The following is a 14,414-nucleotide window of genomic DNA, read 5'->3' on the forward strand; positions in this document are numbered from 1 at the left end:
ATGAATGAAAAAGATATGGTAAATGATTATTTAGCAGGATTAAATGCAAGTTTAACAAGCTATGCAAATTATATTGCTCAGTCTGATAATGAACAGTTACATCAAACGTTAATTCAAATTCGTAATCAAGACGAGGCGCGCCAACGTAATATGTATGAGTACGCAAAGCAAAAGAGTTATTACAAACCGGCAGCACCTGCTAATCCAATGATTGTACAGCAATTAAAAAGTCAATTAAGTGCGGAATAACAGGAAAAAGAAAACGAGCGAATTTATTCGCTCGTTTTCTTTTTGTATATGTCAATAAATACATAATAAATATTTTTCCAGTTGTAACAAATATGACGAAAATGGAATATGACAATTCACAAAAAGGACAAAAACTTTGTTCAACATTTCACAAAGTATCCATGGTTTCTATCGTGGGAACCTCTATAATTAAGAATGTAAAGAACAAAAGAAATAGATTATATGATCACTTAGGAGAGATTGCTATGAAAAGACATACAAGAAAAATTGCAATTATCGGTACTGGATTAGTTGGATCAAGTTGTGCGTATTCCATTGTAAATCAAGGGATTTGCGAAGAGCTATTATTAATTGATATAAATCATGAACGTGCAGTTGGGGAAGCAATGGATTTATCACATTGCATTAACTTTACAAATACAAGAACAAAAGTATATGCAGGAAGCTATGAAGACTGCAAAGATATGGACATTGTCATTATTACAGCAGGACCAGCACCAAAACCAGGGCAAAGTCGCTTAGATACTTTAGGAGCGAGTGCGAAGATTATGGAAAGTGTTGTTGGTGGCGTAATGGAAAGTGGATTTGATGGTATTTTCTTACTTGCATCGAACCCAGTTGATATTATTACATATCAAGTTTGGAAATTATCTGGATTACCTAGAAATCGCGTAATCGGTACAGGAACATCATTAGATTCTTCTCGCCTAAGAACAATTTTATCTGAAATGCTACATGTAGATCCTCGTAGTATTCATGGGTATTCATTAGGAGAACATGGTGATTCTCAAATGGTTGCTTGGTCTCATGTAACTGTTGGTGGAAAGCCAATTCTGCAAATTTTAGAAGAACAAAAAGAACGATTTGGTGAAATAGATTTAGATGAAATTGTTGAGAAAACTGCAAAAGCTGGCTGGGAAATTTATAAACGTAAAGGAACTACTTATTACGGAATCGGAAACTCTCTAGCGTATATTGCGAGTTCAATCTTTAACGATGATCACCGTGTCATTGCTGTATCAGCCATTTTAGATGGTGAGTACGGTGAATACGATATTTGTACAGGAGTACCAGCTATTATTACTAGAGACGGTATAAGAGAAGTTGTAGAACTCAATTTAACAGAGGATGAAGAATCTCGATTCGCAAAATCAAACGATATTTTACGTGATTATATGAAAACAATTGGTTACTAACTTATAGGAGAAGGTGAAACAAATGAAGGAATATATAATGTCTCGTGTATTTAAAGCATCTGCTGGAATCGCACAAGGTATTTTCGTATCCCTCGGAATTGGTTTACTGATCGAAAATATAGGAAGAATTGTTGATATACCATTACTTATTACAATCGGAGTTGTTGCAAAATCACTAATGGCACCGGCAATTGGTGCTGGAATTGCTTTTATGCTCGGTGCAAACGGTCTTGTAATCTTCTCGGCGATGGTAGCCGGAGCGATTGGTGCCGGATCCATTTCGATTACTGAAGCTGGTCTAATTATTAAAACAGGTGAGCCAATCGGTGCATTATTAACAGCAACTTTAGCTGTATATATTGGTAAACGTTTAAGTGGAAAAACTGCGTTAGATATGATGCTCGTTCCATTTGCGGCCATATTAGGTTCTGGTTTAGTAGGCATTTGGTTATCTCATAATATTACTCCTGTTTTAAATGCAGTTGGAGCGTTTATTAAAGATAGCTCAGCTGGTAGCCCATTCATCGCTTCTATCGTCATTGCAGTAGTTTGGGGACTATTACTTATCTCTCCAGCTTCATCAGCTGCGTTAGCAATTGCACTTAGCTTAGACGGTGTTGCAGGTGGTGCTGCTCTTGCTGGATGCGTTGCTCAGTTTATCGGATTCTCTGTCATCTCAGCAAAAGAAAACAATTTAGGTGGCATATTAGCTCAAGCACTTTGTACTCCGAAAGTACAGTTACCAAATATCACTAAAAATCCAATGATTCTCGTCCCAACTGTCGTCGCCAGTGCTATAGTCGGTCCAGTATCAGCATTAATTTTCCAACTGGAAGCAGGAAAGGAAATTGCAGGTCTTGGATTAAGTTCTCTTATCGCACCAATTAATTTAATTTCCAGCCAAGGATGGGAAGTTCTCCCGGCGATGGTAATTACTTATATCGTCATTCCAGTAGCTGTTTCTTATATACTTTACATTGCTCTTAAAAAAGCAGGTTGTATTCATTCTGGTGATATGACTGTACCGCAATCTTAAATTGAAAATCTTCTTAATAATAGATAAAAGCAGACTGAAGCCACAGTCTGCTTTTTTGTCATGCTACATTCTATGATTTTGTTTTACTGGAACTCTTATTGGTTCTTTGGCCAATAAGAGCTGAACGCCGAAGTAAAGTATGCTTGCAAGCGTCATTCCAGAAACGGCATCTACAAAGGCATGCTGCTTCGTAAATAGCGTTGATAAAATAATAAGTGTACCGAAGAAAGTAAGGATGTAATATTCAAAAACATGCTGTTCTCTACGCTTAAAGGCAGCTAACATAATTACAAATGTAGTAAGAACGTGAATGCTAGGGAAACAGTTTACTGGCTGGTCGATACTATAAATATAGCGAACTAGTTCAGAAAATACATCTGTTCCAACGACAGTCGGACGTGGTACAGTTGTTTGCCAAAAATAATAAATAGAAAAACAAGCAAGCTTTCCAAAAATAACACTACTTAAAGTAACATAATATTGCTTTCGGTCAGCAAAACAGTAATAAATAAGTGCGCCGTATAAGTATGGAAACCAAAGTAAATAAGGAATAATAAATGCTTTTACAAATGGAATCCAATCATCTACTACAGTTGTAACGTCTACTGCGTGAACAGTCGATTTATTTAATACGTCGTAAAGGGGACTTACGAGCACGAGTAGAAGTATATAACTTAACGGAAGAAAAGATGAAAGTTTAAATTTCTTCATGTTGATCTCCTATGTTTAGTAATGTAAGTAAATTCAATTGATTATAATATAGAAACGTGAATTGGGCTATCGATTTTACTTACATTTTCTTGAATTAACCTTACGTTTTTGTCACTTGACTAAAAAGAAGGGGAGGGTGCTAAATGAAGCGTTTATCGTATTTCTTATTTTTTATATTGATATGCCTAGTCGGTGCTGGGTGTGCAAAGGATAAAGAAGGAGAGAAATTAGAATATAACGGAAGAGCACTCGTAATTGGAGTTGTTGGAGAAAAACCGAAAGATACGTTTAGGAATATAAAGTTTGAGGAAATGAAGTTAGAGGAACTGGAAAAGAAATCTAAGGAAGTAGATGGTTTTCTAATAATGAAAGATCACTTTCAAGAAGCCTCAACAGAGCAATATAAAAATGTATTTTCATCACTAAAGAAACCAGTGTTTTTTATCGGTTTACAAGATAAATCATATTCGATTTTTATTACAAAAGGGATAGAGTATAACAGTGCCCGAAAAGATGTAAATGCTATGTATACGCAAGGGTTTGCGAATATCGGAAGTGGTGAAGGACAACAATGGGCAGTTGGTTTATCGAATGGTGGAAATACAGAAGAAAGTATTCATAATATGTATATCGTCGTATTTCAAACAATTGCAGATTATTTAAATAGATAATGAAGGAGCCTACAAAAGAGGCTTCTTATTTTTTTAATCAAACGTTTGTTTAAGCTGTATGTTCGGTAGGAAGAAACCGATGTAACTCAAGGGTTAACAAAGAAAAATAGAGAATTAATCAAACGTTTGTTTAAGCTGTATGTTCGGTAGAAAGAAACTCCTGTAGTTCAAAGGTTAAGAAAGAAAATGGAGAATTAATCAAACGCTTGTTTAAGATATATGTTTGGTGCAGAATCTCAAAAATTTATATATTTATTTTTTTCTTAACAAATGGCGGAAAAATAAGAAAAATTCGCAGGATTATTAAAAATTATCACGAAATAAGTAAAAGTTTAGCGAATAATGGTTTGAAATAATAAAACGTTTTCTATATGATAAAGGTAAAGGTTAGTAAAAAAGTAGGTGAATTTATGACAGTAACATTTTATTCATATCCAAAGTGTGGCACATGTCAAAAGGCAAAGAAATGGTTTGAGGCAAACGATGTAGCATATGAGATGATTCATATTGTTGAAAATCCACCATCAAAAGAAGATTTACGTAATTTACATGAAAAAAGTGAATTACCATTAAAAAAATTCTTTAATACAAGTGGAATGCGTTACCGTGAACTTGGTCTAAAAGATAAGTTGAAAGATGCAAGCGAAGACGAAATGTATGAGCTTTTAGCATCTGATGGCATGTTGATTAAACGTCCAATTGTAACAGATGGAACGAATGTAACACTTGGTTTTAACGAAGAGCAGTTTGAAAGTGTGTGGAAAAAGTACCAATAAGGTATTTTTACATAATTAATACATTCACTGGAGGTACAGTCATGAGCATTCCAAATAATTTACGTTACTCTGAAGAACACGAATGGGTAAAAACTGAAGGTAATGAAGTTGTTATCGGTATCACTCACTTTGCACAAGGTGAGCTAGGCGATATCGTATTCGTTGAACTTCCTGAAGTAGGTGCAACAATCGAAGCTAACGAGCCATTCGGAAGCGTAGAATCTGTTAAAACAGTTTCTGAGTTATACGCACCTGTAAGCGGTAAAGTTGTAGCAGTAAACGAAGAATTAAGTGACCAACCAGAACTTGTTAACGAATCTCCATACGAGGGTGCATGGATGGTTAAAGTTGAACTTTCTGATGCAAGCCAAGTTGAGAAGTTATTAACTGCAGAAAAATATGCAGAAATGACAAACCAAGACTAATTATAGTCGACTAAAGGACAGCCTTTGTGCTGTCCTTTTTTATTTTTTGTGAAATAATGAAATTCAAGTTATATGTAAATAAATAAGCTATTATGAGAAAAACTGTTTTGTGGTAAGGTTTCATAAGTCTTCACAATCTGAATGAGCCGCTTGCGCTTTTCATTGTCTAGCTCCAGCGGCTAGATTGTTCGGTGGCTTCGCTTCTTCCTGCAAGGCCAAAAGCGCCTTTACGTCAGAAGCTCCATCCCCCTCACAATCTGAATGAGCCGCTTGCGCTTTTCTTTTGCAAAAATAAACAGGAAACAACATGAAAATAACGAATATACTATATACTAAGTTCAAGGTTATATAGTATATGGTGATCGGGTGATGACATATGATTTATGTAGAAAAAGTCATTATTGTAGAAGGTACATCAGATAGAAGAAAGATTGAATCTATTATTCGTGAACCGGTGGAAATTGTTTGTACAAATGGTACAATTGGTTTGTCGAAAATGGATGAGCTCGTTGATCAGTTTTTTGATAAGGAAGTGTATGTGCTAGTGGATGCTGATGATGCTGGAGAAAAGTTAAGGAAACAATTTCGAAAAGAATTCCCGCAAGCCGAGCATATCTATATTGATCGCTCGTACCGAGAAGTGGCAACTGCGCCATCTACACACTTAGCAAATGTATTATGGGGAGCCGACATTGACGTTTATACAGAATATTTACGGTAAGGAATGATAGAAGTGATTGATTGGACAGGAGCCGAAGCTACAGCCCTAATAGAGAACGAAGAAAAAACAGTATTATATGTATATACTCCAATGTGTGGAACATGCCAATTAGCAAAAAAGATGTTAACAGTCGTTGAGATGACAATTGAAGGCCTCAAAATTGGGATGTTAGATTTAAATTATGCTCCGCATTTAGCGAAAGAGTATGGGATTGAAAGTGTACCTTGTTTACTTGTTTTTGAAAATGGGACACTGATGAAGAAGATATACGCATTTCATTCGGTTGAATATTTATATACGGAATTAAAGTAGGCGGCAAAATTTTTGCCGCCTCGACATATTTCTTGGGAAATATGTCGAGATGCAGGGTGGATACAGTATTTGTCGAGCGAAAATAACAGGATTGCTCTTTAGTGAGAGGGAATGGTATGTAATAGAAAGTGATATGAAGGATGTGATTTAGGGTGAGATTATATTCTTTGCTTCAATCATTTGTAAATTACGCTAATGCTCAATATCATTTAGAACCGCTTTTAAGACGAGAGGAGAAAACTGTTAATTTCCGCTTTAGAGATGAAAGTTGTTCGTTACAAATTTCAAGAGATTATATAGAGCTGCTACAAGAGGAAAGAGGAACGGAACAAATCATTTGCTTAGATGAAAAAGATATAGAGCAATTGGTGAATGGAAATGTACGATTGCAAATGTTAATGAACGATGGGCGTGTACAATATTCGGGAACGTACCAAACGATGTTATTAGTGGAATCGATGTTTCATATATGTAAACCGATGTCAGTAGGTGCTTAAAATTCTGAAGTTTCATTTTTTGCGAAAATTTCTGTTGACATGGTAAGTGTATATTGATACAATTCAAGTCATAAAATATAGACAATTTCATAAATTTCAAATCAGACGAAAATTGAATCTGATTTCTCTTATCAAGAGAGGTGGAGGGACTGTGCCCTGTGAAGCCCGGCAACCGTCAACTTATGTTGAAATGGTGCCAATTCCTGCAAAGCGAATGCTTTGAGAGATGAGAGAGAGGGATAATGTTGTTATATACGCATATAAACCTTTCTGCTTCTCTAAAGCAGAAAGGTTTTTTTATTGTTTGAATGTGGAGGACATTCAAATAATAAAAGTAATGATAACAGTGGACTACACGCATTAAAAATAAAAAATTGCGGAGTCGACCTAAACAAAAAAGGGGTGAACATCATGATTCTATTAGAGAACGTAAAGAAAATATATAAGGCGAAAAGCGGTGATGTCACTGCTGTAGATAATGCCAATTTAAAAATAGATAAAGGTGAAATATTTGGTGTTATCGGATATAGTGGCGCTGGAAAAAGTTCTTTAATTAGATTGTTCAATCAGTTGGAGAAACCAACTTCTGGCCAAATTACAATTGCAAATCGTGTTATATCAGCAATTACAGGAAGTGAACTTCGTAAGGCAAGGCAAGAAATCGGAATGATTTTTCAGCACTTCAACTTACTTTGGTCACGAACTGTACGTGAAAATATAGAGTTTCCACTTGAAATTGCAGGTGTTGATAAAGCGAAGAGAAGAAAACGTGTTGATGAATTAATTCATCTTGTTGGATTAGAAGGAAGAGGAGACGCGTACCCATCTCAGCTGAGCGGGGGACAAAAGCAACGCGTCGGGATTGCAAGAGCATTAGCTAACAATCCACAAGTGCTTTTATGTGACGAAGCAACGTCAGCTCTTGATCCGGAAACGACAGATCAAATTTTGGATTTACTATTAGACATTAATAAGCGCCTTGGTTTAACAATTGTACTCATTACACATGAGATGCACGTAATTCGAAAGATTTGTAATCGTGTTGCGGTAATGGAGAAAGGAAAGATTGTAGAAACAGGTCCAGTACTTGATGTATTCCGTAATCCGAAGCAAGATATTACGAAACGATTTGTACAGCAGTTAACAGATTCTGAAGATACAAATGAAACGATTGAAAATTTAATTGAAAAATATCCAGATGGAAAAGTAATTCGTTTGCAGTTTATCGGTGAGGCTGTAGAAAGACCAGTGCTTCAACGATTGATGCAACGCAGTGACATAGAAGTTAGCATTTTGCAAGGAAATATCGCACAAACGAATAACGGTTCTTACGGTAGTTTAGTTGTTCATTTAAATGGTGAGGAAACAGCAATCCAGCAAGCAATAGAAGGAATTCATCAAGATCAAGTAGAGCTGGAGGTGATTGCACATGGATAAGTTACTCACAAATGTTGATTGGAATCAAATGTTAGAAGCAACTGGTGAAACGTTATATATGACGGCAATCGCAGCTCTTGCGACATTTGTTTTAGGACTCATTTTAGGATTGTTACTCTTCATGACAGCAAAAGATAATTTATGGGAAAACAAATCAATTAATACGGTGATTGGAGCATTCGTAAATATATTCCGTTCTATACCATTCATCATTTTAATTATTTTATTAATCCCATTCACAAAGATTCTTCTTGGAACAATTCTTGGAGCAAGTGCAGCTTTGCCGGCTTTAATTATTGGAGCGGCACCATTCTACGCGAGAATGGTTGAAATCGCACTTCGCGAAATTGATAAAGGTGTAATTGAAGCTTCAAAAGCAATGGGAGCAAAAACAAGCACAATTATTTTGAAAGTGTTAATTCCAGAATCGTTACCAGCATTAGTATCTGGTATTACGGTTACGACAATTGCTTTAGTAGGCTATACAGCAATGGCAGGAGTTGTTGGTGCTGGTGGCCTTGGAACACTTGCTTACTTAGAAGGATTCCAAAGAGGGAATAACGATGTAACAATCGTTGCGACAATTTGTGTATTACTAGTTGTATTTTTCATTCAGTGGATTGGTGATAGTTTAACGACTCGAATAGATAAACGATAATGAAAAACGGGAGGATGTTTCAAATGAAAAAATTATTACTTACGGCACTTATTTCAACTTCAATTTTTGGATTAGCTGCTTGTGGCGGGAAAGATAAAGATGAAAAGAAACTTGTTGTTGGTGCTTCTAACGTACCGCACGCTGTTATTTTAGAAAAGGCAAAACCGTTACTTGAGAAAAAAGGAATTGAATTAGAAATTAAAAAATTCCAAGACTACGTATTACCAAATAAATCGTTAGCGGATAAGGAATTAGATGCAAACTACTTCCAGCATATTCCGTATTTAGAAAAAGAAATTAAAGATAAAAAGTATGACTTTGAAGTAGCAGGAAAGATTCATTTAGAACCAATTGGTGTGTACTCTCAAAAGTATAAGAGTTTAAAAGAGCTTCCAGATGGTGCGACAATTATTATGAGTAATTCAGTTGCTGACCACGGACGTGGTTTAGCAATTTTACAAAAAGAAGGTATTTTAAAAATTAAAGACGGAATAGATCCAGTTAAAGCAACTACAAAAGATATTGCAGATAATCCGAAAAATCTAAAATTCAAAACGGATATCGAGCCTGGTTTATTGCCACAAGTGTATAACAATAAAGAAGGCGACGCTGTTTTAATTAACTCTAACTATGCAATTGATGCAAAGTTAAATCCGGAAAAAGATGCAATTGCAATTGAAGGAAATGATTCACCATACGCAAACATAGTAGCTGTTCGTAAAGGCGATAAAGATAAGAAAGAGATTAAAGCTCTTGTAGAAGTATTGCATTCTAAAGAAATTGAAGACTTCATTAATAAAGAATATAAAGGGGCAGTTGTTCCTGTAAAAGAATAATTGCTGAAAAGGGCTGGTGTATGCCGGCTCTTTTTATAACTACATAACCATTGGGGAGAAGGGGAAATCATATGAAAAAGGTTCTACTGTCAGTTGTTACAGCGTTGTCTGTATTTACATTAGCTGCTTGCGGAGGAAAAGAGGAGAATAAGCTTGTTGTGGGAGCTTCTAACGTGCCACACGCTGTTATTTTAGAGAAGGCACAGCCGATATTAGAGAAAAAAGGCATTAAGTTAGAGATTAAAAAGTTCCAGGATTATGTACTGCCAAATAAAGCGTTAGCGGATAAAGAAATTGATGCGAACTACTTCCAGCATATTCCTTACTTAGATAAAGAAATTCAAGAAAAGGGATATAAAATTGTAAACGCAGGAAAAATCCATTTAGAGCCAATGGGTATTTATTCTAAGAAATATAAAAGCTTAAAAGACTTACCAGATGGCGGGACAGTGATTATGAGTAATAACGTAGCGGAGCGTGGCCGCATGCTAGCGCTGTTACAAAAAGGCGGCGTTATTAAATTAAAAGACGGAGTAGATGTTGTTAAAGCAACAGTAAAAGATGTTGTAGAAAACCCGAAAAACTTAAAATTTAAAACAGATGTTGAACCTGGACTTTCACCGAAATTGTATGAAAATAATGAGGGAGATGCTTTATTTATTAATTCAAACTATGCAATTGATGCAAAATTAAATCCAACAAAGGATGCAATTGCGATTGAAGGATCAGACTCTCCGTATGCAAACATCATTGCAGTTCGTAAAGGTGATGAGAATAAAAAAGAAATTAAAGAGCTAGTAAAAGTGCTACATTCAAAAGAAATTCAAGATTTTATTAATAAAGAATATAAAGGTGCTGTACTTCCGGTAAGTGAATAAATATAAGGAAAGGGCTGGAAAATTACCAGTCCTTTTTCTTTATATAAATAAGAAGAAAGGTGTATCATAGAAAGATGTGAAGGAAATACTTATATACATTTGTGAAAAAACGGTTACTTTTTTTCGTCGTTTGCGATATCATTTTATTTGATATAAAATTAGAATGAGAATAAAATGAGAATATGAACGTTTTAGGAATTTTTAAAATGTATATATAGGATTAATGGAGGTATTGAGATGGCTGGTTCTACATTAACGGTTAAAGACTTACACGTATCAATTGATGGCAAAGAAATTTTAAAGGGTGTAAACCTTGAAGTAAAAGGTGGAGAAATCCACGCAATTATGGGACCTAACGGAACAGGTAAATCAACTTTATCTTCTGCAATTATGGGTCACCCAAAGTATGAAGTAACAGAAGGTAGCATCATCATCGACGGTGAAGATGTATTAGAAATGGAAGTAGACGAGCGCGCACAAGCGGGTCTATTCCTAGCAATGCAATATCCAAGTGAAATTAGCGGAGTAACAAACGCTGACTTCTTACGTTCTGCAATTAATGCACGTCGTGAAGAAGGCGATGAAATTTCTCTTATGAAATTTATCCGTACATTAGATAAAAACATGGAATTCCTAGAAATGGATCCAGAAATGGCACAACGTTACTTAAACGAAGGTTTCTCTGGTGGAGAGAAAAAACGTAACGAAATTCTTCAATTAATGATGATTGAGCCAAAAATCGCAATCTTAGATGAAATTGACTCAGGTCTTGATATCGATGCATTAAAAGTTGTATCTAAAGGTATTAACGAAATGCGCGGCGAAGAGTTCGGTTGCCTAATGATTACGCATTACCAACGTTTATTAAACTACATCACTCCAGACTTCGTTCACGTTATGATGAACGGTCGTATCGTTAAATCTGGTGGCCCTGAGCTTGCACAACGTCTAGAAGCTGAAGGTTACGACTGGATTAAAAAAGAATTAGGTATTGAAGACGAAACAACAGAGCAAGAAGCGTAAGAGAGGAGCATAAACATGACAATCGGTACATTACCTTTCGATCAAGAAACAATCCGTCAACGCGCAAGCGAAGTAAACGAAGCAGCTTGGTTGACTGAGTTCCGCTTACAAGCTCTTGCACAAGCAACTGAACTTCCAATGCCAACGCCTGATAAAACGAAAATTGACAAATGGGACTTTATCGGAAAAGGCGACGCTGCTAAGCAAGAGCCTGTAAGTTCTTTAACTGAACTTCCAGAAGCAGTGAAAAACTTAATCGATGAAAATAACAGCGTATTAGTGCAACGTACTGGTACAACTGCGTTCGTTTCTTTAGCAGACGAAGCAAAAGAAAAAGGTGTTATTTTCACAGACATCGTAACAGCTGCAACTGAGCATGCTGAACTAGTACAAAAGTACTTAATGAAAGACGGCGTGAAAGTAGACGAGCATCGTCTAACTGCACTTCATGCTGCATTAATCAACGGCGGTGCATTCGTATATGTTCCGAAAAACGTTGTTCTTGAAACTCCACTTCAAGCTGTATTCTTAGTAGATGGCGAAGAAGCTAATGTATATAATCACGTGCTATTCGTAGCAGATGCGAACAGTACTGCAACTTATGTAGAAAACTATGTTGCAAATGAAAATGCTAAAGGTATTGCAAATATCGTGGCAGAAGTAATCGTGGAACAAGGCGCACAAGTGAAATTCGGTGCGGTTGATCTATTAGCAAAAGACGTAACAACTTACGTTAACCGCCGCGGCGTTGTAGGACGCGACGGCCGTATTGATTGGGCTCTAGGCCTTATGAATGACGGAAACACAATTTCAGAGAACGTTACGAACTTAATGGGCGACGGTTCATATGCTGATACGAAAACAGTAACAATTGGCCGTGGTAACCAAACACAAAACTTTACAACTAAAGTTGTTCACTTCGGTAAACACTCTGAAGGTTGGATTTTAAAACACGGTGTACAAAAAGATAGTGCAACATCTATCTTTAACGGAATTGGTAAGATTGAACACGGTGCATCTAAATCAAATGCACAACAATCTTCTCGCGTTCTTATGTTAGATGAAAAAGCACGCGGTGATGCAAACCCAATTCTTTTAATCGACGAAGATGATGTAATGGCAGGTCACGCAGCTTCAGTAGGTCGCGTAGATCCAGTCCAACTATACTACTTGATGAGCCGTGGTATTCCAAAACGCGAAGCAGAACGTTTAGTCATCCATGGATTCTTAGCACCTGTAGTTAATGAGCTTCCAATTGAAGGAGTAAAGGCACAGCTTGTTGAGGTAATTGAAAGGAAAGTTCGCTAATGAATATTCATGAAATACGCAAACAGTTTCCAATTCTTGATCAAAAAGTGAACGGCAAACAACTTGTTTATTTCGATAGTGCAGCAACTTCTCAAAAACCAATTCAAGTCATTGAAACGTTAGAACGTTACTATAAAGAATATAATTCTAACGTGCATCGCGGTGTTCATACGCTCGGTACGAAAGCTACCGACGCGTATGAAGGTGCACGTGAGAAAGTTCGCAAGTTTATTAACGCGAAATCAATGGAAGAGATTATTTTCACGCGCGGAACGACAACTGCATTAAATACAGTAGCAGCTAGCTATGGTCTTGAAAATGTAAAAGAGGGCGATGAAATCGTTATTTCTTACATGGAGCACCATAGTAATATCATTCCGTGGCAACAAGTTGCGAAGAAAACTGGTGCAACTTTAAAATACCTTCCGCTTCAACCAGACGGTACAATTTCTTTAGAAGATGTTCGTCAAACAGTTACACCGAATACAAAAATCGTTTCTATTATGCAAGTATCAAACGTACTTGGAACGATTAACCCTATAAAAGAAATCGGAGCAATCGCACACGAAAATGGCGCAATTATGGTCGTTGATGGTGCACAAAGTACACCTCACATGAAAGTGGATGTACAAGATTTAAACTGTGATTTCTACGCATTATCTGCTCATAAGATGTGCGGACCTACAGGTATCGGCGTATTATATGGTAAAAAAGAATTGCTGAACAATATGGAGCCAATTGAATTTGGCGGTGAAATGATTGATTTCGTAGATTTACAAGAATCTACGTGGAAAGAGCTTCCGTGGAAGTTTGAAGCAGGTACACCGATTATCGGTAATGCAATCGGACTTGGTGCGGCAATTGATTTCCTAGAAGAAATCGGTCTTGATAATATTGAAAAGCATGAGCATGAATTAGCGCAATACGCTTTAGAAAGACTATCAGAAGTAGATGGCGTTACAATTTATGGTCCAAAGCATCGCGCTGGTCTTGTTACATTTAATATTGAAGACGTACATCCTCACGATGTAGCGACTGTATTAGATGTAGAAGGCATTGCAGTTCGCGCAGGACATCACTGTGCACAACCGCTTATGAAGTGGCTAAAAGCTTCTTCAACAGCACGTGCGAGCTTCTATTTATATAATACAAAAGAAGAAATTGATACATTTGTTGAATCGCTAATCAAGACAAAGGAGTATTTCACAAATGTCATTTAATAATTTAGATACGTTATATCGTCAAGTTATTATGGATCATTACAAAAATCCTCGTAACCATGGCGTGTTAGAAGATAGTGTTACCGTTAACTTGAACAATCCAACTTGCGGCGATCGTATTCAACTTACGATGAAAGTAGAAGAAGGTATTGTGCAAGAGGCGAAGTTTGAAGGTGAAGGATGTTCAATCTCAATGTCTTCAGCTTCAATGATGACACAAGCAGTAAAAGGTAAGAAAATTGAAGAAGCACTTCAGCTTTCGAAAATTTTCTCTGACATGATGCTAGGAAAAGAGTACGATGACAGCATCGATTTAGGAGATATTGAAGCATTACAAGGCGTATGCAAGTTCCCTGCACGTATTAAATGTGCAACATTAGCGTGGAAAGCGTTAGAAAAGGGCTTAAACGAAGATAAGTAATGTTAAAGGTTCCTAAAAACGAGGTTATCTAAGGAGGGA

At 36.5% G+C, this 14,414-nt stretch carries 18 protein-coding genes and 1 riboswitch; of the genes, 17 read left to right on the plus strand and 1 reads right to left on the minus strand.

Annotated elements, in window-relative coordinates; genetic code table 11:
• The 3 genes from ACTFRU_RS20045 to ACTFRU_RS20055 all read left to right on the plus strand — a co-directional run bounded on the left by ACTFRU_RS20045 (nt 1) and on the right by ACTFRU_RS20055 (nt 2,481).
• A complete protein-coding gene (locus tag ACTFRU_RS20045) occupies nt 1-249 on the plus strand; it encodes a spore coat protein (protein WP_001002981.1) in 249 nt (82 codons plus the stop codon).
• 245 nt (nt 250-494) lie between these two features.
• Complete coding sequence (locus ACTFRU_RS20050; RefSeq protein WP_000820660.1) at nt 495-1,445, plus strand: L-lactate dehydrogenase; 951 nt, start codon at nt 495-497, stop codon at nt 1,443-1,445.
• 22 nt (nt 1,446-1,467) lie between these two features.
• On the plus strand, nt 1,468-2,481 hold the full coding sequence (locus tag ACTFRU_RS20055; RefSeq protein ID WP_166694936.1) for a PTS transporter subunit IIC: 1,014 nt from the start codon (nt 1,468-1,470) through the stop codon (nt 2,479-2,481).
• A 63-nt stretch (nt 2,482-2,544) separates the two neighbouring features.
• Here the strand turns inward: ACTFRU_RS20055 and ACTFRU_RS20060 are convergent, their stop codons facing one another.
• Nucleotides 2,545-3,192: a phosphatase PAP2 family protein gene (locus tag ACTFRU_RS20060; protein WP_000713775.1), complete on the minus strand. Its 648-nt coding sequence runs from the start codon at nt 3,190-3,192 to the stop codon at nt 2,545-2,547.
• Nucleotides 3,193-3,335: 143 nt separating this feature from the next.
• Between ACTFRU_RS20060 and ACTFRU_RS20065 the strand changes: the two genes are divergently transcribed.
• The 14 genes from ACTFRU_RS20065 (at nt 3,336) to sufU (ending at nt 14,375) form a co-directional block, all read left to right on the plus strand.
• Nucleotides 3,336-3,863: a hypothetical protein gene (locus ACTFRU_RS20065; RefSeq protein WP_000826874.1), complete on the plus strand. Its 528-nt coding sequence runs from the start codon at nt 3,336-3,338 to the stop codon at nt 3,861-3,863.
• Nucleotides 3,864-4,273: 410 nt separating this feature from the next.
• Nucleotides 4,274-4,639 carry an arsenate reductase family protein gene (locus ACTFRU_RS20070; protein WP_000218968.1) on the plus strand — a complete coding sequence of 122 codons (366 nt, stop codon included), beginning with the start codon at nt 4,274-4,276 and terminating at the stop codon, nt 4,637-4,639.
• A gap of 41 nt (nt 4,640-4,680) precedes the next feature.
• On the plus strand, nt 4,681-5,064 hold the full coding sequence (gene gcvH, locus ACTFRU_RS20075) for a glycine cleavage system protein GcvH (RefSeq protein ID WP_000026897.1): 384 nt from the start codon (nt 4,681-4,683) through the stop codon (nt 5,062-5,064).
• 376 nt (nt 5,065-5,440) lie between these two features.
• The gene (locus tag ACTFRU_RS20080) at nt 5,441-5,785 is read left to right on the plus strand and encodes a toprim domain-containing protein (protein WP_000640870.1); all 345 of its coding nucleotides are present in this window, start codon (nt 5,441-5,443) and stop codon (nt 5,783-5,785) included.
• A 3-nt stretch (nt 5,786-5,788) separates the two neighbouring features.
• Nucleotides 5,789-6,097, plus strand: coding sequence for a thioredoxin family protein (locus ACTFRU_RS20085; RefSeq protein ID WP_002025020.1), 309 nt, complete (start codon nt 5,789-5,791; stop codon nt 6,095-6,097).
• Between the two features lie 152 nt (nt 6,098-6,249).
• The gene (locus ACTFRU_RS20090; protein WP_152122573.1) at nt 6,250-6,594 is read left to right on the plus strand and encodes a hypothetical protein; all 345 of its coding nucleotides are present in this window, start codon (nt 6,250-6,252) and stop codon (nt 6,592-6,594) included.
• A gap of 125 nt (nt 6,595-6,719) precedes the next feature.
• Nucleotides 6,720-6,827, plus strand: a riboswitch (SAM riboswitch).
• 178 nt (nt 6,828-7,005) lie between these two features.
• On the plus strand, nt 7,006-8,031 hold the full coding sequence (locus ACTFRU_RS20095) for a methionine ABC transporter ATP-binding protein (protein WP_078386052.1): 1,026 nt from the start codon (nt 7,006-7,008) through the stop codon (nt 8,029-8,031).
• Nucleotides 8,024-8,689: a methionine ABC transporter permease gene (locus ACTFRU_RS20100; RefSeq protein WP_076876010.1), complete on the plus strand. Its 666-nt coding sequence runs from the start codon at nt 8,024-8,026 to the stop codon at nt 8,687-8,689. The genes ACTFRU_RS20095 and ACTFRU_RS20100 overlap by 8 nt, the downstream gene beginning before the upstream one ends.
• 23 nt (nt 8,690-8,712) lie before the next feature.
• Nucleotides 8,713-9,525 (plus strand): methionine ABC transporter substrate-binding lipoprotein MetQ, encoded by an 813-nt coding sequence (metQ, locus tag ACTFRU_RS20105; protein WP_000735102.1) that lies wholly within the window; start codon nt 8,713-8,715, stop codon nt 9,523-9,525.
• A 71-nt stretch (nt 9,526-9,596) separates the two neighbouring features.
• Nucleotides 9,597-10,403, plus strand: a complete 807-nt coding sequence (gene metQ, locus ACTFRU_RS20110) for a methionine ABC transporter substrate-binding lipoprotein MetQ (protein WP_440019425.1) — start codon at nt 9,597-9,599, stop codon at nt 10,401-10,403.
• Between the two features lie 237 nt (nt 10,404-10,640).
• The gene (gene sufC, locus ACTFRU_RS20115; protein ID WP_000929160.1) at nt 10,641-11,426 is read left to right on the plus strand and encodes a Fe-S cluster assembly ATPase SufC; all 786 of its coding nucleotides are present in this window, start codon (nt 10,641-10,643) and stop codon (nt 11,424-11,426) included.
• A 15-nt stretch (nt 11,427-11,441) separates the two neighbouring features.
• Nucleotides 11,442-12,734: a Fe-S cluster assembly protein SufD gene (sufD, locus tag ACTFRU_RS20120; RefSeq protein WP_000152167.1), complete on the plus strand. Its 1,293-nt coding sequence runs from the start codon at nt 11,442-11,444 to the stop codon at nt 12,732-12,734.
• Nucleotides 12,734-13,954: a cysteine desulfurase SufS gene (sufS, locus tag ACTFRU_RS20125; protein WP_322360256.1), complete on the plus strand. Its 1,221-nt coding sequence runs from the start codon at nt 12,734-12,736 to the stop codon at nt 13,952-13,954. The genes sufD and sufS overlap by 1 nt, the downstream gene beginning before the upstream one ends.
• Complete coding sequence (gene sufU / locus ACTFRU_RS20130; protein ID WP_000009523.1) at nt 13,944-14,375, plus strand: Fe-S cluster assembly sulfur transfer protein SufU; 432 nt, start codon at nt 13,944-13,946, stop codon at nt 14,373-14,375. Before sufS ends, sufU begins: the two co-directional genes overlap by 11 nt.
• Nucleotides 14,376-14,414 lie beyond the last annotated feature (39 nt).

It is taken from the genome of Bacillus cereus group sp. MYBK220-1 (genome assembly GCF_051916445.1).
GTDB classification, from domain to species: Bacteria; Bacillota; Bacilli; order Bacillales; family Bacillaceae_G; genus Bacillus_A; species Bacillus_A cereus.

Bases quoted from the DNA above. Each gene is read 5' to 3' on its own strand.
- ACTFRU_RS20080 (WP_000640870.1), top strand. From the start codon at position 5,441: ATGATTTATGTAGAAAAAGTCATTATTGTAGAAGGTACATCAGATAGA.
- metQ (WP_000735102.1), top strand. From the start codon at position 8,713: ATGAAAAAATTATTACTTACGGCACTTATTTCAACTTCAATTTTTGGA.
- ACTFRU_RS20050 (WP_000820660.1), top strand. From the start codon at position 495: ATGAAAAGACATACAAGAAAAATTGCAATTATCGGTACTGGATTAGTT.
- ACTFRU_RS20085 (WP_002025020.1), top strand. From the start codon at position 5,789: ATGATAGAAGTGATTGATTGGACAGGAGCCGAAGCTACAGCCCTAATA.
- gcvH (WP_000026897.1), top strand. From the start codon at position 4,681: ATGAGCATTCCAAATAATTTACGTTACTCTGAAGAACACGAATGGGTA.
- sufS (WP_322360256.1), top strand. From the start codon at position 12,734: ATGAATATTCATGAAATACGCAAACAGTTTCCAATTCTTGATCAAAAA.
- ACTFRU_RS20045 (WP_001002981.1), top strand. From the start codon at position 1: ATGAATGAAAAAGATATGGTAAATGATTATTTAGCAGGATTAAATGCA.
- ACTFRU_RS20070 (WP_000218968.1), top strand. From the start codon at position 4,274: ATGACAGTAACATTTTATTCATATCCAAAGTGTGGCACATGTCAAAAG.
- ACTFRU_RS20095 (WP_078386052.1), top strand. From the start codon at position 7,006: ATGATTCTATTAGAGAACGTAAAGAAAATATATAAGGCGAAAAGCGGT.
- sufD (WP_000152167.1), top strand. From the start codon at position 11,442: ATGACAATCGGTACATTACCTTTCGATCAAGAAACAATCCGTCAACGC.
- sufU (WP_000009523.1), top strand. From the start codon at position 13,944: ATGTCATTTAATAATTTAGATACGTTATATCGTCAAGTTATTATGGAT.
- sufC (WP_000929160.1), top strand. From the start codon at position 10,641: ATGGCTGGTTCTACATTAACGGTTAAAGACTTACACGTATCAATTGAT.
- metQ (WP_440019425.1), top strand. From the start codon at position 9,597: ATGAAAAAGGTTCTACTGTCAGTTGTTACAGCGTTGTCTGTATTTACA.
- ACTFRU_RS20100 (WP_076876010.1), top strand. From the start codon at position 8,024: ATGGATAAGTTACTCACAAATGTTGATTGGAATCAAATGTTAGAAGCA.
- ACTFRU_RS20055 (WP_166694936.1), top strand. From the start codon at position 1,468: ATGAAGGAATATATAATGTCTCGTGTATTTAAAGCATCTGCTGGAATC.
- ACTFRU_RS20065 (WP_000826874.1), top strand. From the start codon at position 3,336: ATGAAGCGTTTATCGTATTTCTTATTTTTTATATTGATATGCCTAGTC.
- ACTFRU_RS20060 (WP_000713775.1), bottom strand. From the start codon at position 3,192: ATGAAGAAATTTAAACTTTCATCTTTTCTTCCGTTAAGTTATATACTT.